Here is a 19,063-nt window from a genome sequence, read left to right as displayed (position 1 = left end):
GGATCACCGAGGCGGAGCCGACGACTCGACGACCACGAGACCGCGCTGGAGGTGGATTCGACATGCAGGGGTTGGTGCTGCAGCTGACCCGACTGGGGTTCCTGCTGCTGCTCTGGCTGTTCGTCTATGCCGTGATCCGCACCGTGCGCGCCGACATCGTCACCGCATCCGGATCACGCCTGACACGCTTCCGCACCGGTGAATCCGGTCGGGGCCGGCAGTCCACACGCGGGTCGGCGCGATTCCTCGTCGTCACCCACGGCGCACTGGCCAACACACGCATCACACTCGGCGCGCAGCCAGTGCTGATCGGCCGGGCCGACGACTCGACACTGGTGCTGACCGACGACTACGCATCCGAACGGCACGCACGACTGTCGAGCCGCGGAGACGACTGGTACGTCGAGGATCTGGGTTCGACCAACGGCACCTATCTGGACCGTGACAAGGTGACCACCGCTGTCAAGGTTCCGCTCAACACGCCGATCCGGATCGGCAAGACCGTGATCGAGTTGCGCCCGTGACGTTGGTGTTGCGCTATATCGCGCGAAGCGACCAAGGCCTGGTCCGAGCCAACAACGAGGACTCCGCATATGCCGGTCCCCGACTGCTCGCCCTGGCCGACGGCATGGGCGGCCACGCCGCCGGTGAGGTCGCCAGCCGGCTGGTGATCGAGGCGATGCGCTCCCTCGACGACGACGACCCGTCGGGCGATCTGCTGTCGGCGCTCGACCGCGCCACCCAGACCGGCAATCAGGCGATCGCCCATCAGGTGGAGCAGGCCCCCGAACTCGACGGCATGGGCACCACGCTCACCGCGATCCTGTTCGCCGGCAGCCGGATCGGCCTGTGCCACATCGGCGACTCCCGCGGCTATCTCTACCGCGACGGCCAGCTCACCCAGATCACCCGCGACGACACCTTCGTGCAGACCCTCGTCGACGAGGGCCGCATCACCGCCGAACAGGCACACACCCACCCGCAGCGGTCGCTGATCATGCGGGCGCTGACCGGCCAGGCCGTCGAACCCACCCTCACGATGCGTGAGGCGCGCCCCGGAGACCGCTACCTGCTGTGCAGCGACGGACTGTCGGACGTGGTCAGCGAGGACACCCTGGCCGAGACACTGGGGTCGATCACCGACTACAAGGAATGCGCCGACCGGCTGATCGAGCTGGCGCTGCGCGGCGGCGGCCCCGACAACGTGACCGTGGTGCTCGCCGACGTCGTCGACACCGATTACGGCGAGTCGCGACCCATCGTCGGTGGTGCCGCCGGAACCGGTGAGGACGCCTACACCCCGGACCCGAAGACCGCGGCCGGTCGGGCCGCCGCCCTGCGTCCGCCACTCGCCGAACCGCAGCGCCCGACGATCCTGCCCGACGACGAGCCCACCCCCACCCGGCATCGGGGACGGTGGGTCGCCGCGGCGATCGCCGTGGTGGTGATCGCGGCCATCGTCGGCGGATTCTTCGTGATCCGCGGCATCCTGCACCGCACCTACTACGTCGGCGAACAGGACGGGAACGTCCTGATCTTCCAGGGCTCCCCCGACACCATCCTGTTCCTGCAGGTCAGCAACCCCACACAAAAGGGGTGCATCGTCGACCCCACCTCGCCGGACGCGACCATCGAGTTCCGCCCGATGGACAGCACCGAGAAGTGTGACGCGCTGCCGCTCAGCGATCTGGTCACCCTGTCGCGCAACACCGTCGAGTCGCACAGCATCTCCGGCAAACCGCTCGACGAGATCCGGGTGGCCGCCGGTGGTCTGCGACTGTTGCCACTGTGTCCGGAGACCACCCCAGACCAGTCCCTGCCCAGCCCCACCGCCCCGGCGCCCGCCCCGGCCCCCGGTGCGGTACCGCCGGCCAACGAGGTGGTCCCGGCATCCGATCAGCAGGGCGAGATCATCCCGGTGACCGGACCGTCGTCGGAAGTGCCCTCGTCGGGTGTGACATCGGCTCCCACGTCCCCGTCGATCCCCCAGTCCACCCCGGTCCCGACCGGGCAGGACGGCTGTCGGACGCCGTAGATGACCCAGACCGCCTCCCCCACCCACGCCCCGCCCAGCCCACCCGAGCACACCGGACGCAACATCGAACTGGCGTTGCTGGTGTTCGCCATCGGTGTGGTCACCATCGCGCTGCTCATCGTGCAGAGCGCGCAGGGCGAGACCCTCTCGTGGGACATCCTGAAATACGTCGCCGGCTACGTCGTCCTGTTCGGTCTCGGGCACTTCGTGGTGCGCCGGTACGCACCGCACGCCGATCCGGTGTTCCTGCCGATCGTCGCACTGCTCAACGGACTCGGCCTGGTGCTCATCCACCGCCTCGACCTGGGCTCGGGCAACACCGGCGAGACCATCAACCCGAGCGAACGCACCAACAATGCCGATCAGCAGCTGCTGTGGGCATATCTGGGCATGGCCGTGTTCGCGGTGATCCTGATCGTCATCCGTGATCACCGGGCACTCTCGCGCTACGCCTACACACTGGGTCTGGGTGGTCTGATCTTCCTGGCGATCCCGGCGATCCTGCCGTCGTCGCTGTCGGAGATCAACGGGTCCAAGATCTGGATCCGCACGCCGCTGTTCAACATCCAGCCCGGCGAGTTCTCCAAGATCCTGATCATCATCTTCGCCGCGGCGTTCCTGGTGTCCAAGCGTGACCTGTTCACCACCGCGGGCAAACAGTTCCTGGGCATCGACTTCCCGCGCGCCCGCGACCTCGGGCCGCTGCTGGTCGCCTGGATCCTCGCGATCGGCGTGCTGGCCTTCGAGTCCGACCTGGGCACCTCACTGCTGATCTTCACCACCGTCCTGACCATGGTGTACGTGGCCACCGAGCGGGTCAGCTGGCTGGTGCTGGGCCTGAGCCTGTTCGCGGTGGGCGCGGTGGTGGCCTACAACCTGTTCAGCCACCTGCAGGTGCGTGTGGCGGTGTGGCGCGACCCGTTTGCCGACTTCTACTCCACCGGATACCAGGTGGGTCAGAGCCTGTTCGGGCTGGCCACCGGCGGATTGTTCGGGACCGGCCTGGGCTCCGGGCGCCCGAATGCGGTGCCGTTCGCCAACACCGACTTCATCATCGCCACCATCGGCGAGGAGCTCGGCCTGGTGGGTCTGGCGGCCGTCCTGATGCTGTACCTGATCTTCATCATGCGTGGCCTGCGGACCGGCGTGGCCGTCCGCGACAGCTTCGGCAAGCTCCTGGCCACCGGACTCGCCTTCACCATCGCGGTTCAGGTCTTCGTCGTCGTCGGCGGTGTCACCAAACTGATCCCGCTGACCGGCCTGACCACGCCGTTCATGTCGTACGGCGGGTCGTCGCTGCTGGCCAACTATGTGCTGGTGGCGCTGCTGATCCGGATCTCCAACGCGGCGCGTGAGCCCGACCCGACCAAGCGTCGGCCGACGCCCAAGCCGGTGGAGTCGCTGGAGACCCGGGCGGTGAAACGCTCGTGAACAAACCCATCCGACGGGTGTCGGTCGCAGTGATCGTGCTGATCGTGATCCTGCTGGCCAACGCCACCTATGTGCAGGTCTTCAAGGCGAACTCGCTGCGCTACGACCCCCGCAACGACCGCGTGCTGCTCGACGAGTACTCACGGCAGCGCGGCTCGATCATCGCCGGCAACGAGGTGATCGCGGCGTCGCAGCCGACCGACAGCCGCTACAAGTACCTGCGCACCTACCCGGTGGAACCGCGCGCATTCGCCCCGGTCACCGGCTACTACTCGATCCAATACGGCTCGGTGGGCCTCGAGCAGTACGAGAACTCGATCCTCACCGGAAACGACGACCGGCTGTTCGGGCAGCGCTTCATGGACATGTTCTCCGGCCGCGACCCCCGGGGCGGCAACGTGGTGACCACCATCGACCCGAAGCTGCAGGTCACCGCCTACGACGCTATGGTCAACGGCCCGTGCGACGGACCGTGCCGCGGTGCGGTGGTGGCGATGGACCCGGCCACCGGCAAGATCCTGGCGATGGTGTCGACACCGAGCTACGACCCCAACCTGCTGGCCAGCCACGACCAGAACGTGCGCGAGGCCGCGTGGGCCGTCGACACCGGACCCGACAAGCGCCTGCAGAACCGCGCGATCGAAGAGGTGTACCCGCCGGGCTCGACGTTCAAGGTGGTCACCGCGGCCGCGGGGCTGCGCGACGGCAAGACCGCCGACACCCGGCTGACCGGGTCGGCCGACTTCCGGCTGCCCGACAGCACCGCGAGTCTGCCCAACTACGGCGACGAGACCTGCCCGGGCGGTGGAACGGTGACGCTCGCCGATGCGATCAAGTACTCGTGCAACACCGCCTTCGCCGACCTGGTGCTGAACAAGATGGATGACGGCACCGCCAAGCTCAAGCAGACCGCCCGCCTGTTCGGCCTGGACACCCCGGCACCGAACATCCCGATGCCGGTCGTCGCGTCCACCGTCGGACCGATCCCAGACCGCGCATCGCTCGCGTTGTCGGCGATCGGGCAGAAGGACGTGGCGATGACCGCTCTGCAGAACGCGATGGTCGCGGCGACGGTCGCCAACGCCGGCGTGCGGATGCAGCCGTACCTCGTGGACAAGTTGCAGTCGGCGGACCTGCGAACGCTGTACACGACGCCCCCGACGACGGTGGACTCGCCGATCACGTCGGAGCAGGCGGCTAGCCTGACCTCGATGATGGTCGGATCCGAGAACTACTCGAACACGGGCGGCGGCTCGGTACCGATAGCCTCGAAGACCGGAACCGCCGAGCACGGCGACCGCACGGTGACCACGCCGTACACGTGGTACATCGCATTCGGTCCGTCGACCGACGCGAAGATCGCAGTGGCGGTCGTCGTCGAGAACGGACAGGATGGCGTGGCGTCGGTCGGTGCGAGAACCGCCGGTCCGATCGGTCGCGCGGTGATCAATGCTTATGTAGGAGGTGGACGATGACGCTGCAGAACGGCACCATCATCGCCGACCGCTATCGGCTGATGCGGCTGATCGCCACCGGCGGTATGGGACAGGTGTGGGAAGCACTTGACACCCGGCTGAATCGTCGGGTGGCGGTCAAGGTACTCAAGGCCGAATACTCCGACGACCCGGAGTTCACGGCGCGGTTCCGCACCGAGGCGCAGACCACCGCCATGCTGAACAATCCCGGCATCGCCAACGTCTTCGACTACGGCGAGACCCCGGATCGTGGCGGCGGCACGCTGGCGTACCTGGTGATGGAACTGGTCGACGGTGAGCCGTTGAACTCGGTGATCTCGCGACTGGGCCGGCTGTCGGTGACCAACACCCTCGACATGCTCGAGCAGACCGGTCGGGCGCTGCAGGCCGCACACAATCAGGGGCTGGTGCATCGCGACGTCAAGCCGGGCAACATCCTGATCACCCCCACCGGGCAGGTCAAGATCACCGACTTCGGCATCGCCAAGGCGGTCGACGCCGCCCCGGTCACCCAGACCGGCATGGTGATGGGAACCGCCCAGTACATCTCGCCCGAGCAGGCCACCGGCGACGACGCGACCGCGGCGTCGGACGTGTACTCGCTGGGCGTGGTGGGCTACGAGGCCCTGGTGGGTCGCCGACCCTTCCTCGGCGACGGTGCGATCACCGTCGCGATGAAGCACATCCGCGAGACCCCGCCGCCGCTGCCGGACACCGTGCCGGCCAACGTGCGCGAGCTCATCGACATCACGATGTCGAAGGATCCCAAGCAGCGCTACCCCAACGGTGGCGCGTTCGCCGACGCGGTCGCAGCGGTCCGGGCCGGTCATCGACCACCCCGACCGGGTACCGCCGCCGCAGCCGGTGCTGCCGCAGCGGCAGCCGCGGCGGCCGCACGCCCGACCGGAACACGGGCCATGACCGACGTGGGACTGCCGACCGAGGCTTCGGCCGCGGCCCGGCCGTCCACGCCGTCACACGGCACCGCTGCCGTCGCCACCAGCGGCTGGACCACCGGCCAGAAGGTGCTCGCCGGTGTCGCGGCAGCGCTGCTGGTGGGTGCGATCGCGTTGATCGGCTACTACCTGGCGCAGGCGGACGGGTCGTCGACCACCCCGCCGCCGGCATCGTCGACGGTCACCGAGACCACCACCGAGACCACCACGGCCGAACCGACCACCGAGACCACCGAGACCACCCGGCAGCGTCCCACCACCACGACCTCGCAAGAGGAGACCACCACCACGACCCGGACCACCCGCACCACCACCGAGGCCCCGGCCGAGACCACCACAACCGGTGGCAACGGCAACGACACGGGCGCCCCGACGGTGACCGGGCAGTTCTGTCCGCCGATCTGTTTCCCGGCGGAATGAAAGCGGAATGATGTCGACCCCGCATCGCCTCTCCGACCGCTACGAACTGGGTGAGACACTCGGTTTCGGTGGCATGTCCGAGGTGCACTACGCCCGCGACGTGCTGCTCAACCGCGACGTCGCGGTGAAGGTGCTGCGCGCCGACCTGGCCCGAGATCCGTCCTTCTACCTGCGGTTCCGCCGTGAGGCGCAGAATGCGGCGAAGCTCAACCACCCGACCATCGTGCAGGTCTTCGACACCGGTGAGGCCGAGACCGAGGACGGTCCACTGCCCTTCATCGTGATGGAGTACGTCGACGGCGAGACGCTGCGCGACGTCCTGCGACGCAACGGTCCGGTGGCCCCGCGGCAGGCGATGACCTGGATGGCCGACGTGGCCGCGGCGATGGACTTCTCGCACCGCAACGGCATCGTGCACCGCGACATGAAGCCGGCCAACGTCATGATCGACACCTCGGGTGCGGTCAAGGTGATGGACTTCGGCATCGCCCGTGCGATGAACGACTCGACGTCGACGATGACCCAGACCAGTGCGGTGATGGGAACCGCGCAATATCTGTCGCCGGAGCAGGCCCGCGGCATCAAGGTGGATCCGCGCAGCGACATCTACTCGATGGGCTGTGTGCTGTTCGAGCTGCTGACCGGCGAGCCGCCGTTCACCGGGGACTCGCCGGTCGCCGTCGCCCACCAGCATGTCCACGAGGATCCGCGGTGGCCGTCGGCGATCCGGCCGGACATCCCCCCGGAGCTGGACTCCATCGTCATGAAGGCGATGAGCAAGAACAAGGAGAACCGCTACCAGTCGGCTGCCGAACTGCGATCGGATCTGATCAAGGTGCTCGCCGGCGGCAAACCGTCGGCGCCGCTGCTGATGAGCGACGAGGACCGGTCGGCGCTGCTCGACTCCGGGCCGCGGCGTGCGCTGCGCACCGATTCGGGCCGTCAGCCCGCGGTGGACGCCGCCGGCGACGATGACGGTGTGCCCCTGCGGCGGCGCTCGCCGCTGCTGATCGCCGGGTCACTGGCGGCGGTGGCGGTGCTGCTGATCGGTCTGCTCGTGTGGTGGGCGCCGTGGTCGTCGGACTCGTCGGCCCACAACGTGTCGGTGCCGGCCGTGGCCGGACTGTCGGCCGCCGATGCGAGGTCCTCCCTGGAGAAGGCCGGTTTCGACGTCAAGCAGCTCGACGAGAGCAGCGAGACGGTCCCGGCGGGCAAGGCCACGCGCTCGGCACCCGGGGAGAACGTGCCGACCGCCGAGGGTTCGACGGTCAATCTGTTCATCTCCAGCGGTCGCGAACGACACCGCGTCCCGGATGTGCGGGGCAAGACCGAGGCCCAGGCCACCACGATGCTCAAAGAGGCCGGGTTCAACCAGATCCAGGTGGTCAAGGTCGATTCGATCGACGTCGAGGAGGGTGCGGTGGTCGACACCAACCCGGCGGTGGGCTCGGATGCCCCGGTCCGCGACCCCGTGGTGCTGCGGATCAGTACCGGGCCCAAGGAAGTGAGCATCCCGAACCTGATCGGCGAGTTCGAATCCGACGCCCGCACCCAACTCGATCAGCTCGGATTGAAGATCGTCGTGGTGCCCGGTGACTCCGACCTGCCCGCCGGCCAGGTGGTCAGCTCGTCGCCGGTCGCCGGCAACACGGTCAAGCAGGGTTCGACGGTGCAGCTGACCATCTCGCGCGGCAACCTGTTCGCGATGCCTGACCTGGGCGGGCAGACCCCGGATCAGGCACGGACCGCGCTACAGCGGGCCGGCTGGAACAACGGGACGCTCACCCAGACCACCCGCGGGGTGCCGCTCGGTAGCCCCGACGACGGCAAGGTGCTCTCGCAGGACCCGGCCGCGGGATCCAAGGTCCGCAAGACCGACTCGGTGTCCATCACGATCGGGCGGGCCAGCCTGCTGCCGGGCTGACCCCCGGGTCGCACGAGACGGGTCGCACGACACGAGCCCCATGAAGGGGGAACGCCGGCGGATCCGGAGATGGGCCCCGGAGATCTGACGCCCGGTGGCCACCCGCCCGGTGTGCAGGACTCCGGCCGAGGGTGGGTGGCTAGATGCCGATCGCCCCGGCCGCGCCGACGGCGTCGGCCATCTCCGCCTCGAGCGCGGTGACCCGTGAGTCCGCGATCTCGATCCCACACACGGCCAGCCAGTTGGCGAGCATGCGGTGTCCGCCCTGGGTGAGCACGCTCTCCGGATGGAACTGCACGCCGTGGATCGGCAGTTCGCGGTGCGCGAGGCCCATCACGATACCCGACTCGGTGCGTCCGGTGACGACCAGCTCGTCGGGCATGGTCTCGGGGAGCACCGTGAGCGAGTGGTAGCGGGTCGCGGTGAACGGATCCGGCAGGCCGCGCAGCACACCGACCTGATCGTGGTGGACCAGCGAGGTCTTGCCGTGGAGCAGTTCGGGGGCACGGTCGACGGTTCCGCCGAAGGCCGCGCCGATGGCCTGGTGGCCCAGGCACACACCGAGCAGCGGCAGCCCGGTGGACGCGGCGACGGCGACCAGCGGCATGGTCGCGCCGGCACGCTGGGGGGTCCCCGGACCCGGGCTGAGCAGCACACCGTCGAATCCGGTGACCGCGGCGGTCAGCGATTCGGTGGTGAAGTGACCCTCGTCGTCGGTGAGGCGAGCGTCGTCGTTGCGCCAGACCTCTGCGGTCACACCGAGCTGCCCCAGGTACTGCACCAGGTTGTAGACGAAGCTGTCGTAGTTGTCGACGACGAGGATGCGTCCGGTGGACGACCCAGAGGAATGCAGAGCTGCGGGATCCGACGCTGCGGGTGTCGTGCTGGTCACCCGTGTCAGGGTACCCGGCTGTGTTCGAGGTTCTCACCGCACCGACCTGGTGAGATACCGTAGAAGCGACGTGTCTTCATCTGGCTGCGGTCGTTGTCGCAATCAGTTGCCGTATTCAGATGCCACCGACGCGGTCGTGCTCCGGTCCGCCGGCGCGATCTGCCGCACAACACAAGGAAGTCATGCCGAAGTCAAAAGTCCGGAAGAAGACCGACTACACCATCAACCCGGCCAGTCGTACGCCGGTCAAGGTGAAGGCCGGACCCTCCAGCGCCATCTACGTCGGCGTGATGCTCGGTCTCATGTTGCTCGGCCTGGCCTGGCTGATCGTCTACTACCTCGCCGCGAGCGAGACGACCTACGGCGGCGAGGGCCAGGCCCTGCACTGGATGGCCGATCTGGGGCCGTGGAACTTCCTGATCGGTTTCGCCCTGATGGTGGGTGGCCTGTTGATGACCATGCGGTGGCGCTGACCGCCGATCATGTCCGGTCGGCGTTGTCCCCAGGGTTATCCACAGTGTGGAAATTACATGTGTGTAAGTCATCCCCACTGTGAGTAACTACTGTGGATAACTCGCCCCCCTCGACCACCACCAGGTGGTCGACCCCAGCTCCCGCGGTGGCCGCCCTCCTGGTCGGTGGCATCGCGCTACTCCTCTGTGCAGTACTGCTGTCCACCGACGCCACCGGCCGCGCACTGATGGCGATCGCCGGCCTGATGGTCACCGGATTTGGTGCCTACGCTGCGATTATCCGGCCAAGACTGGCCCTGACCACCGGCGATGTGCCCGCTCTCGCCATCCGCACGATCGGTGGCTCCACCACGCTCACCCCCGCCGACGTCCTCCGCGTACGGGTGCTCACCCTGCGTCGGATCGGACGCCGATCGGGACAACTCGAGATCGATTTCGCTGTGGATAACCGGTCTGTGGATAACGTGGACAACTTCGGCGAGACCGCGAATCCGCGAGACGACTCCGATGATCTGAGCCGCCTCGCGGTGTTCTCGCGGTGGGATCTCGGCGCCGACATCGTCGAGGTGGCCGAGGAGATCGGACGGGCCGGATTTCCCGTCGACGACACCCGTTAACGCACGTAGACCAGGATCTGGCCGGTGTAGGTGACGGCCACGAGCACGCTGATCGCGATCGCCACCAGCAACAACACGCCGAGCCCGCTCCAGCCGACGATGTTCGCGTTGCGCTGGGTGCGCTGTGCGGCCGGTAGCAGCCGGGGTCCGTAGACGACCGCGGCGGTGGCCGCCGCACCGAAGACGAGCCCGCCGACGTGCGCAGGCAACGAGATACCGCTGATCGTGAACGACAGGACCAGGTTGATCGCAATGATCGTGATCACCGGCGCCGGGGAGACCCGCAGACGCAGGACGACGATCAGCATGGCACCCATCAGGCCGAAGATGGCTCCGGATGCCCCCGCCGAGCGTCCCTCGTCGGCCTGCGCCACCATCACCGCGGCGCTGCCGCCGAACAACGAGATCACGTAGACCATCAGGTAGCGCCCGATCCCGAGGGCCACCTCGAGATCACGTCCGAGGATGTACAGCGAGATCATGTTCACGGCCAGGTGCAGCACGCTGTAGTGCAGGAATCCTGCGGTGAACAGTCGGTAGTACTCACCGAGCACCACGTTCCCGCGGACGAGTTCGCCGTACAGGATGGGTGTGGAGATCTGCACGTCGAAGGATCCCGCGGCGATCACCGTCCACAGGAAGACCGCGACGTTGATGCCGATCAGCGAGTAGGTCGCGATCGGCCGGCGGACCGTGACCGGAGCGCCGACCACCGGGCGGACACCCTGATCGGAGAAGTGCGGGGTTCGCACCTGCTGGTGGGATCCCTCGGCTCGTAGACAGTCCACACAGTGCGCGCCGACCGCGGCGGGACGTAGGCACTCCGGACAGGCCGGCCGCCCACACCGCGTGCAGGACAACGCGGTGGGACGGTCGGGGTGGCGATAACACACCGCCGGCGGCCCGGCGGGGGGAACGGTCAGGCGACCTCGATCTTCTCGATCACGACGGCGTCGACCGGACGGTCGGCGCGGTCGGTGGCGGTGGTGGCGATCGCGTCGACGACCTGCTGCGAGGCGGGATCGGTGATCTCACCGAAGATGGTGTGGCGACGATTCAGGTGCGGGGTGGGTCCGACGGTGATGAAGAACTGCGAGCCGTTGGTGCCCGGTCCGGCGTTGGCCATCGCCAGCAGGTACGGACGGTCGAACTGCAGCTCCGGGTGGAACTCGTCCTTGAACTGGTAGCCGGGGCCACCGCGGCCGGTGCCGGTGGGGTCACCGCCCTGGATCATGAAGCCCTCGATGACGCGGTGGAACACCGAGCCGTCGTAGAAGGGACCGGAGTCGGAACCGGCGGCGTTCTTGGCCGCGTAGTCCTTGGTGCCGTCGGCGAGGCCGACGAAGTTGGCGACGGTCTCCGGCGCGTGGTTGCCGAACAGTTCGACCTTGATGTCGCCGCGGTTGGTTGTGATGGTGGCGGTCTGTGTAGATGTGCTCACACTTCCATCCAACCAAATCCTCGAACGGATGTCGGCGAGTAGCACCATCAAGGGCGAACTGGCACCCTGTGTGACATGCCCAAGAAGTACCTGTTGCTCCTCGTCGGTGCCCTGGTCACGACGACCCTATCCGCCCTGGGTGCGGTGATCATCGTGCGACGCAGCCGTACCGAGATCCCGCCGGTCTCGCCGACCGTGCCGCGGGTCGAGGATCTCGAGCCCGTTGTCGAGCCCGACGCCGCGGCGTCCTGATCCGACGTCCGATCCGGGGCACGCATCCGGTGCCGCGGCCACGTCACCGATTCGGGGCGAGACGCCCGGCAGGTACTTTGAACAGGTGAACTCCGATGACAACCGGCCCGTGGACGGCGGCCGCAGCGAAGACGCGGCCGGCGCCGAGCCGACGCCGCGGGGCCCCGAGGCCCCGGCGCCCGGGGCGAGTACTTGGAACGAGCCCGAGGCCGGCAGTCCGTCCGGCAGCGTCTCCGCACCGTGGGAGCGGCGTCCGACGGCACCGGTGAGCGGCGGTCCCGGTGTCGGCGGTCCCGGTGTCGGCGGTCCCGGTGTCGGCGGTCCCGGTGGTCCGTCCGCCCCGGCTGCCTCTCGACCGGCCGGTCCGCCGATCACCGGCGGTGGTCCCCGACCACCGGCGCCCGATGCAGGATCCAACAGTCCCGGGCCGAACGGTCCCGGACCCGGCGCACCGATGTCCAACACCGGCCCAGGTCCGCGGCCGCTGCCGCCCACCGGCCCCAGTGGGCCCCCGCCGGGCGGTCCGGCACCCAGTGGTCCGGGCCCGCGTCCCGGCCCACCGCAGGGCGGGCCCGCACCTTCGCCCCAACCCGGACCGGGTCCCCAGTCCGGCTGGCGTGGGGGTCCGCCGCCCGGTGCCCGGCCCGGTCCCGGCACGCGGATGCCTCCCCCGCCTCCACGCGGCCCGCGGCCGGGTGGAGTGGCCCCGATGAACGCCGGCCGACCGGCCGGGCCGCCTGTCCCGCCACCGGACCCGGAGGCCGGCGAGACCCGCAACCTGACCGCACCGGCCCCCGGGGCGCCCGATGCGCCGACCCGCAGCACCACCGATACACCGCCGCCACCACGACCCCAGGCATACTCGGCGGTCGATGTGGACAAGGCGGCCGAGACCGTTCTGACGCCGGTGGCGCCCGCTGCCACGTCGTCTGCCCCCGCCCTTTCTGCCACCCCGACTTCTTCCCCCGGCGATGCGGCCCGACAGGCCGCCGCCCCCGACGAGGAGGTGTCCGTGGGCGCTCAGCGCGCCGCCGCACGACCCCAAACCCGCACCACGGCACCCACCAACAAGCTGTCGGTGTGGGCGATGGTGCTCTCGGTGCTGGGCTGTACGTCACCGATCGGACTGTTCCTCGGATACCGCGCGCGGAATCAGATCCGGCGGACCCGGGAGTACGGATCGGCGTTCGCCACCGTCGCGATCGTCGTCGGATGGACCTACGTCGTGGCGATCCTGGTCGCGTTGATCGCCTACCTACTGCTGTGGGGCCTCGGTTAGTCCTGTCCGAATCGCTAGACTGCCCGAATTGCGTTGTACCTCAACTACTTTGGCAGCGGTTGTTCGACGTGCTCATGATTCGACCCGTTCGACACCCCGTCGTCACCACCCACCGGTAGCATCTGCGCCATGATGAGGCGCGTCCTGCTGACCCTGTCCGGTCTGATCACGCTGGTGACGGCACTGCTCGTCGTTCCGGCCCCGCACGCCGCAGCAGCGTCCTGCCCGGACGTCGAGGTGGTGTTCGCCCGGGGTACCGCCGAAGACGGCGCGCCGATGGGCCTGACCGGCATCTCCTTCGTCGAGGCCGTCCGTAGTCAGCTGCCGGGCAAGACCGTGGTCGGATACCCCGTGCGCTACCCAGCGAGCGCCAAGTTCGACAATCGTCGCGCGATCATCGACAGCGTCCTCGACGGTGTACGGGATGCCCAGGCGCGGATCACGTCCGTGGCCCGCTCATGCCCGGGGACCGACATCGTCGTCGGCGGGTATTCGCAGGGTGCCGTCGTCGCCTCCTACACGCTCAGCGGCGGAATTCAGCTCGAACCGCAGTATCAGCAGTACTCCGATCAGGTCCCCAAGCCGCTGCCCTCGACGGTCGCCCCGAAGATCCAGGCCGCCGTGCTGTTCGCGCCCCCGTCGGATCGGTGGATACGGGACATCGGGGCACCGCCCATCACCATCGGCGCCCAGTACCGCGCTGACACCGTCTCCTACTGCATTCCCGGCGATGTGGTGTGTGACGGTTCGCCCGTCCAGCAGCCCAACGCACTGCACGTCCTGTACTCGGTGAACGGTGACACGCTCGACGCCGCACGGTACGTCGCGGCGCGGGTCTGACACCAAGTGCGTCTTCGAGCGCCCGTGTGCGGCGCGTGATCATCCCTCCATGTCCGGTGGTCGCTCCACGGTGTGGTCCGCACCGCGGATAGGCGAGGTTCGGTGGTTCTTGTGCCACACGGCCGGCAGCACGCTGGCCACCGCGGCCACCACGAGACCGAGCACGGTCTCGCCGACCCGCTCACCGAAGCGGCCCGCCGCCTGGGCGCCGTCCGGGTAGCTCAGCAACACGATCACCAGGAACGTGGTGAACGTCGGCAGCACGTACCAGCGGCTGCCCCGTGTCCCGGCGATCGCGCACACGACGATCCAGATCACCACTGCGAAGACCCATGGCTCCGGGCCCAACTCGACGAGTCCGGCACCGGCCGCCGCACCCACCAGTACGGATACGAAACGTCCGGCGGTCCGCCAGGTCTGCAGATCGCGATCGGGACGCATCACCAGCAGCGCCGCGGCGCATGCCCATCCGATGTGGTCGAAGTCCAGCAGGTACCCAACCCCGGCGGTGATCACGCCCACCAGACCGCACGTGACACCGTAGGCGACGTCGGGGATCGGCGGTGGCGGACCGTCCGCCGCGGCCGCAGGCAGGCGATCCGGCGGTACCGCGAGCGCGATCAGGAAGGTGAAGGCGCACCCGGCGATGAACAGCAACATCAGGTGCAGCCCGGCCGTGACGCCGTCCAGACTCAACCCGATACCCGTGAGCGGCGGCACCAGCAGGATCAGCAGCATCGACACCCGGGGACGCTGCAAGCGTCCGGCGGTGACCGTGGCCAGCACCGGGAGGACGAAGATCACCACCAGCGCCAGCACCGGAATCGACGTCACCGTAGCGCCCAGGACGATGGGGAGACCGACGATCACCGCGGCGATCAGCAGGACGACCCGATGACGCCGGTCCGGTGGGATTCCGACGATCAGCGCCGGCAGCAACCCGAGCGCGAAGGCCGCACCCTCCTGGACGGATCCGAGCGCCGTGACGATCACTGCCGGAATCGCGGCAACAGCGGCGAGCCCCGCCGGAAGCCACCGCCACACCAACACCGGGTCGTCCGACGGTGCGTTCACGCACTCAATGTAGTTGCGAACAAGGATCGATCGAGCGTCGGATCCGACGGAAGATGCACGAACAGTGCGAGAAGAAGATGTGGAGCCTAGGAGATTCGAACTCCTGACATCTGCCTTGCAAAGGCAGCGCTCTACCAACTGAGCTAAGGCCCCGTGCCGTTTCCGCGTCGCGCGGGTCCGACGTTGGGTGCGTATCGGATGCGAACATCCACTCGCAGTGGGCCTAGGAGGACTTGAACCTCCGACCTCTTCGTTATCAGCGAAGCGCTCTAACCGCCTGAGCTATAGGCCCTTGAACCGAGGACAGACATTACCCCACGGCATGCCGAGAAACCAAAACGACTTCTCGGCAGCCGTCTGACCTGGACTAATCCAGGTCGGCGAGGGTCACCTCGAGACCGCCGACCATGTCGGCGACGATGTTGTAGATGTAGGCGCCGATGGTGGCGAGCGCGGTGATGAGTATGGAATTGATCACACCGAGCAGGGCCGCGTAGCCGAAGACGGATCCCGCACCGATGATGTCTCCCTCGGTGGAGCTGTTGTCGGCGGTGACGAGAGTGCCGAACGAGCTGTTGATCTGCTCCCAGACACCCATCCCGTCGAGGACGAGGTAGAGCACGGCGATGGCGATCATCCAGATGACGAAGCCGATCACGGCCAGCGTGCCGCACACCTTGAACGTGGCCCACGGATCCAGCCGGCGGATCTGGACCGCCGCTCGGAGCCCGGCTCCCCCGGTCGCCGCCTTGCCCACCTGGGCGGGCGCGGGACGGGTGATCGTCTCGGTCTTGGCGTTCGCCGCGGCGGCGGCCTTCGCGACGTCGGCGTGGTGGATCTGGTCGAGATCGGGCAGCTGCTCGTCCGCCGAGGGATCCCGGGTGATCGTGCGGGTGGGGACCTCGGTGAACCGCGGACGCGGCGGCTCCTTGCCGTCGGTCTTGCCGGTCGGCGGAACCGACGGACCCACCTGCGGGGCGTCGAGCTTCTTCACCGGGACCTGGCCGTTGGTGGGTGCTCCCCCACCTGCGGGACCAGCGTTTCCGGGACCGGTGACCGGACTGCTGGACACCACCCCGCGCGGCGGCGGACCGGCGGGACGCTCACCGTTGCCGTTCTTCTCTCCCTCCCCGGTCGGCGGTGCGGCCTCGGCGGGGCCGCGCTGCCACGGCGGCACCAGGGCACCGCGTTGGGGACCGGGCTGCGCGCCGGGGCCCTCGGGGGCGCCACCGGACGCCGGTGTCGCCGGTGACTTCGCCGGCATGGTCGTGTCCGGATCGTTCGGTTGGCTCACTGGTGTTCCCTCACTCGGCGTCTCGCCGCGGCTGCTCATCCGGCAATTCGGCGGACACAAGGCCCGGCGAACCGTCTGGTCCACCCTATCGGTTATGGGCGTCACACAACGCGAGCCACGACCCCGCGCCGGGATCGTGGCTCGCATGTGATGTCAGGTCACTCGGACTCGATGTCCGGTTCGTCGGCATTGCGGGCGATGGCCAGCAGTGTGGTCCCCTCGTCGAGATTCATCAGACGCACACCCTTGGTCTGTCGACCCGCCTTGCGGACCTGCTTGGCCGCGGTCCGGATGACCCCACCACCGGAGGTGATGGCGTACAGCTCCGAGTCGTCGTCGACGATGGTCGCACCGATCAGGATGCCGCGCCGCTTGTCGTGCTGGATGGTCAGCACGCCCTTCCCGCCACGACCCTGCACCGGGTAGTCGTCCATCCCGGTGCGCTTGGCGTAGCCGCCCGAGGTCGCCACCAGCAGGTAGGTGCCCTCGCGGACCACGTTGAGCGACAGCAGCGTGTCGTCGTCGTTGAACCGCATACCCTGCACGCCGGAGGTCTGACGACCCATCGGCCGCAGCGCCTCGTCGTCGGCGTGGAAGCGGATCGACTGACCCTTGTGGCTGACCAGCAGCAGGTCGTCGTCGGCACTGCACAGCTGCGCCCCGACCAGCTCGTCCTCGCCACGCAGGTTGATCGCGGCGATACCGCCGGACCGGTTGGAGTCGAAGTCCTCCAGGCGCGACTTCTTCACCAGACCGTTGCGGGTGGCGAGCACCAGGTACGGCGCGTCGTCGTAGGCCTTGATCTGGATGATCTGGGCGATCCGCTCCTCCGGCTGGAAGGCCAGCAGGTTGGCGACGTGCTGGCCGCGGGCGGTGCGGTTGGCCTCTGGCAGCTCGTAGGCCTTGGCGCGGTACACGCGGCCCTTGGTGGTGAAGAAGAGGATCCAATCGTGTGTGGAGCACACGAAGAAGTGCGCGACGATGTCGTCCTGCTTGAGGCCGGCACCCTGAACCCCCTTCCCGCCGCGTCGCTGGCTGCGATACAGGTCTGTCTTGGTGCGCTTGGCGTAGCCGGTCTCGGTGATGGTGACGACGACGTCCTCGCGGGCGATCAGGTCCTCGTCGGAGACCTCCCCGTCGGCGGCGATGATCTTGGTCCGACGCTCGTCGCCGTACTTGTCGACGATCTCGGCGAGCTCGTCGTGGACGATCGCACGCTGACGTTCCGGGCGGGCCAGGATGTCCTTGTAGTCGGCGATCTCGCGCTCGATCTCGGCCAACTCGTCGATGATCTTCTGCCGCTCCAACGCCGACAGGCGGCGGAGCTGCATCGCCAGGATGGCATCGGACTGGATCTCGTCGATCTCGAGCAGGTCCATCAACCCGGTGCGGGCGGCCTCGGTGTTGGCCGACGCACGGATCAATGCGATCACTTCGTCCAGGGCGTCGAGTGCTTTGACCAGACCGCGCAGGATGTGGGCACGCTCTTCGGCCTTGCGCAACCGGTACCGGGTGCGGCGCACGATGACGTCGATCTGGTGGGCCACATAGTGGCGGATCATCTGGTCGAGGCGCAGGGTGCGCGGCACGCCGTCGACGATGGACAGCATGTTGGCGCCGAAGCTGGTCTGCAGCTGGCTGTGCTTGTACAGGTTGTTCAGCACGACCTTGGCGACCGCGTCACGACGCAGCGTCACCACGATCCGCAGGCCCACACGATCGGAGGAGTGATCCTCGATCTTGCTGATGCCCTTGAGTTTTCCTTCGTTCACCTGCTCGGCGATCGACTGGATCATGTTGTCGGGGTTGACCTGGTAGGGCAGCTCGGAGATGACGATCTGCGCCTGCCCGCCCTTGCCCTCCTCGATCTCGACCACACCGCGCATACGAATCGATCCACGACCGGTGGTGTAGGCGTCCTTGATGCCCTGGCCGCCGACGATCAGGCCCGCAGTGGGGAAATCCGGTCCCTTGATCCGCTCCATGCACGCCGCGAGGGTGCTCTCGTCGTCGGCGTCGTGATGTTCGAGCGCCCAGAAGATGGCGTCGGCGACCTCGTTGAGGTTGTGCGGCGGGATGTTGGTGGCCATACCGACCGCGATACCGCCGGAGCCGTTGATCAGCAGGTTGGGTACGCGGGCCGGCAGTACCGTCGGCTCATTGGTCTTGCCGTCGTAGTTCGGGGTGAAATCGACTGTGTCCTCGTCGATGTCACGCAACATCTGCATGGCCAGCGGGGTCAGGCGGGCCTCGGTGTACCGCATGGCGGCGGGGCCGTCGTTGCCGCGGGAACCGAAGTTGCCCTGACCGTCGACGAGCGGGTAACGCATCGACCACGGCTGGGCCAGACGCACCAGGGCGTCGTAGATGGCCAAGTCGCCGTGCGGGTGGTAGTTGCCCATCGTCTCGGCAACGGGCTTCGCCGACTTCACATAGCTGCGGTCGGGGCGGAACCCGGCGTCGTAGGAGGCGTAGAGCAGTCGGCGATGCACCGGCTTGAGACCGTCGCGCACCTCCGGCAGTGCGCGTCCGACGATCACGCTCATCGCGTAGTCGATGTAGCTGTTCTGCATCTCCTGGCCGAGGTCGACCGGTTCGATGCGATCGCCTTCACCGCCGGCGGGCGGGAGGGTGGTGTCAGTCATCAGAATTCCTTCATG

At 68.1% G+C, this 19,063-nt stretch carries 17 protein-coding genes and 2 tRNA genes; 11 read left to right on the top strand and 8 right to left on the bottom strand.

Features of this window, described 5'->3' with window-relative positions; all coding sequences use genetic code 11:
* Positions 1-62: 62 nt before the first annotated feature.
* From ACWDUA_RS15575 to pknB, 6 genes are read left to right on the top strand one after another with little or no spacing between them, the layout of a single operon-like run.
* Entirely contained in the window at positions 63-524 is a 462-nt protein-coding gene (locus tag ACWDUA_RS15575; protein WP_020793043.1) for an FHA domain-containing protein FhaB/FipA, read from the top strand.
* Positions 521-2,035, top strand: a complete 1,515-nt coding sequence (locus ACWDUA_RS15570; protein ID WP_449751899.1) for a PP2C family protein-serine/threonine phosphatase — start codon at positions 521-523, stop codon at positions 2,033-2,035. The genes ACWDUA_RS15575 and ACWDUA_RS15570 overlap by 4 nt, the downstream gene beginning before the upstream one ends.
* Positions 2,036-3,466 carry an FtsW/RodA/SpoVE family cell cycle protein gene (locus ACWDUA_RS15565; protein ID WP_449751898.1) on the top strand — a complete coding sequence of 477 codons (1,431 nt, stop codon included), beginning with the start codon at positions 2,036-2,038 and terminating at the stop codon, positions 3,464-3,466.
* A complete protein-coding gene (locus tag ACWDUA_RS15560; RefSeq protein ID WP_449751897.1) occupies positions 3,463-4,941 on the top strand; it encodes a peptidoglycan D,D-transpeptidase FtsI family protein in 1,479 nt (492 codons plus the stop codon). The genes ACWDUA_RS15565 and ACWDUA_RS15560 overlap by 4 nt, the downstream gene beginning before the upstream one ends.
* Entirely contained in the window at positions 4,938-6,317 is a 1,380-nt protein-coding gene (locus tag ACWDUA_RS15555; protein ID WP_449751896.1) for a protein kinase domain-containing protein, read from the top strand. The genes ACWDUA_RS15560 and ACWDUA_RS15555 overlap by 4 nt, the downstream gene beginning before the upstream one ends.
* A gap of 10 nt (positions 6,318-6,327) precedes the next feature.
* Positions 6,328-8,241 carry a Stk1 family PASTA domain-containing Ser/Thr kinase gene (gene pknB / locus ACWDUA_RS15550; RefSeq protein WP_449751895.1) on the top strand — a complete coding sequence of 638 codons (1,914 nt, stop codon included), beginning with the start codon at positions 6,328-6,330 and terminating at the stop codon, positions 8,239-8,241.
* Positions 8,242-8,380: 139 nt separating this feature from the next.
* Here pknB and ACWDUA_RS15545 read toward each other — a convergent pair whose 3' ends face one another.
* A complete protein-coding gene (locus ACWDUA_RS15545) occupies positions 8,381-9,094 on the bottom strand; it encodes an aminodeoxychorismate/anthranilate synthase component II (protein ID WP_449751915.1) in 714 nt (237 codons plus the stop codon).
* A gap of 221 nt (positions 9,095-9,315) precedes the next feature.
* On the opposite strand from ACWDUA_RS15545, the gene crgA reads away from it, so the two are divergent.
* On the top strand, positions 9,316-9,606 hold the full coding sequence (gene crgA, locus ACWDUA_RS15540; RefSeq protein WP_449751894.1) for a cell division protein CrgA: 291 nt from the start codon (positions 9,316-9,318) through the stop codon (positions 9,604-9,606).
* Between the two features lie 146 nt (positions 9,607-9,752).
* Positions 9,753-10,223, top strand: a complete 471-nt coding sequence (locus ACWDUA_RS15535) for a PH domain-containing protein (RefSeq protein ID WP_449751893.1) — start codon at positions 9,753-9,755, stop codon at positions 10,221-10,223.
* Here the strand turns inward: ACWDUA_RS15535 and ACWDUA_RS15530 are convergent.
* Entirely contained in the window at positions 10,220-11,116 is an 897-nt protein-coding gene (locus ACWDUA_RS15530; protein ID WP_449751892.1) for a rhomboid family intramembrane serine protease, read from the bottom strand. The genes ACWDUA_RS15535 and ACWDUA_RS15530 overlap by 4 nt on opposite strands.
* Positions 11,117-11,142: 26 nt before the next feature.
* Positions 11,143-11,712, bottom strand: a complete 570-nt coding sequence (locus ACWDUA_RS15525; RefSeq protein ID WP_449751914.1) for a peptidylprolyl isomerase — start codon at positions 11,710-11,712, stop codon at positions 11,143-11,145.
* A 27-nt stretch (positions 11,713-11,739) separates the two neighbouring features.
* On the opposite strand from ACWDUA_RS15525, the gene ACWDUA_RS15520 reads away from it, so the two are divergent.
* The 3 genes from ACWDUA_RS15520 to ACWDUA_RS15510 all read left to right on the top strand — a co-directional run bounded on the left by ACWDUA_RS15520 (position 11,740) and on the right by ACWDUA_RS15510 (position 14,035).
* Positions 11,740-11,916 (top strand): hypothetical protein, encoded by a 177-nt coding sequence (locus ACWDUA_RS15520; RefSeq protein ID WP_449751891.1) that lies wholly within the window; start codon positions 11,740-11,742, stop codon positions 11,914-11,916.
* 709 nt (positions 11,917-12,625) lie between these two features.
* Positions 12,626-13,195 (top strand): DUF4190 domain-containing protein, encoded by a 570-nt coding sequence (locus tag ACWDUA_RS15515; protein ID WP_449751890.1) that lies wholly within the window; start codon positions 12,626-12,628, stop codon positions 13,193-13,195.
* Between the two features lie 129 nt (positions 13,196-13,324).
* Entirely contained in the window at positions 13,325-14,035 is a 711-nt protein-coding gene (locus ACWDUA_RS15510) for a cutinase family protein (RefSeq protein ID WP_449751889.1), read from the top strand.
* A 39-nt stretch (positions 14,036-14,074) separates the two neighbouring features.
* Here the strand turns inward: ACWDUA_RS15510 and ACWDUA_RS15505 are convergent, their stop codons facing one another.
* The 5 genes from ACWDUA_RS15505 to gyrA all read right to left on the bottom strand — a co-directional run bounded on the left by ACWDUA_RS15505 (position 14,075) and on the right by gyrA (position 19,048).
* Positions 14,075-15,109, bottom strand: a complete 1,035-nt coding sequence (locus ACWDUA_RS15505; RefSeq protein WP_449751888.1) for an FUSC family protein — start codon at positions 15,107-15,109, stop codon at positions 14,075-14,077.
* An 80-nt stretch (positions 15,110-15,189) separates the two neighbouring features.
* Positions 15,190-15,262, bottom strand: a tRNA-Ala gene (locus ACWDUA_RS15500).
* 65 nt (positions 15,263-15,327) lie between these two features.
* Positions 15,328-15,401: transfer RNA gene (locus tag ACWDUA_RS15495), tRNA-Ile, on the bottom strand.
* A 75-nt stretch (positions 15,402-15,476) separates the two neighbouring features.
* A complete protein-coding gene (locus tag ACWDUA_RS15490) occupies positions 15,477-16,403 on the bottom strand; it encodes a DUF3566 domain-containing protein (protein WP_449751887.1) in 927 nt (308 codons plus the stop codon).
* A 158-nt stretch (positions 16,404-16,561) separates the two neighbouring features.
* On the bottom strand, positions 16,562-19,048 hold the full coding sequence (gene gyrA, locus ACWDUA_RS15485) for a DNA gyrase subunit A (protein WP_449751886.1): 2,487 nt from the start codon (positions 19,046-19,048) through the stop codon (positions 16,562-16,564).
* Between the last annotated feature and the right edge of the window lie 15 nt (positions 19,049-19,063).

Source organism: Gordonia sp. NPDC003376, from assembly GCF_053589235.1.
Note: the sequence above shows the minus strand (reverse complement) of the source record. Positions and strands in the feature narration are given on the sequence as shown.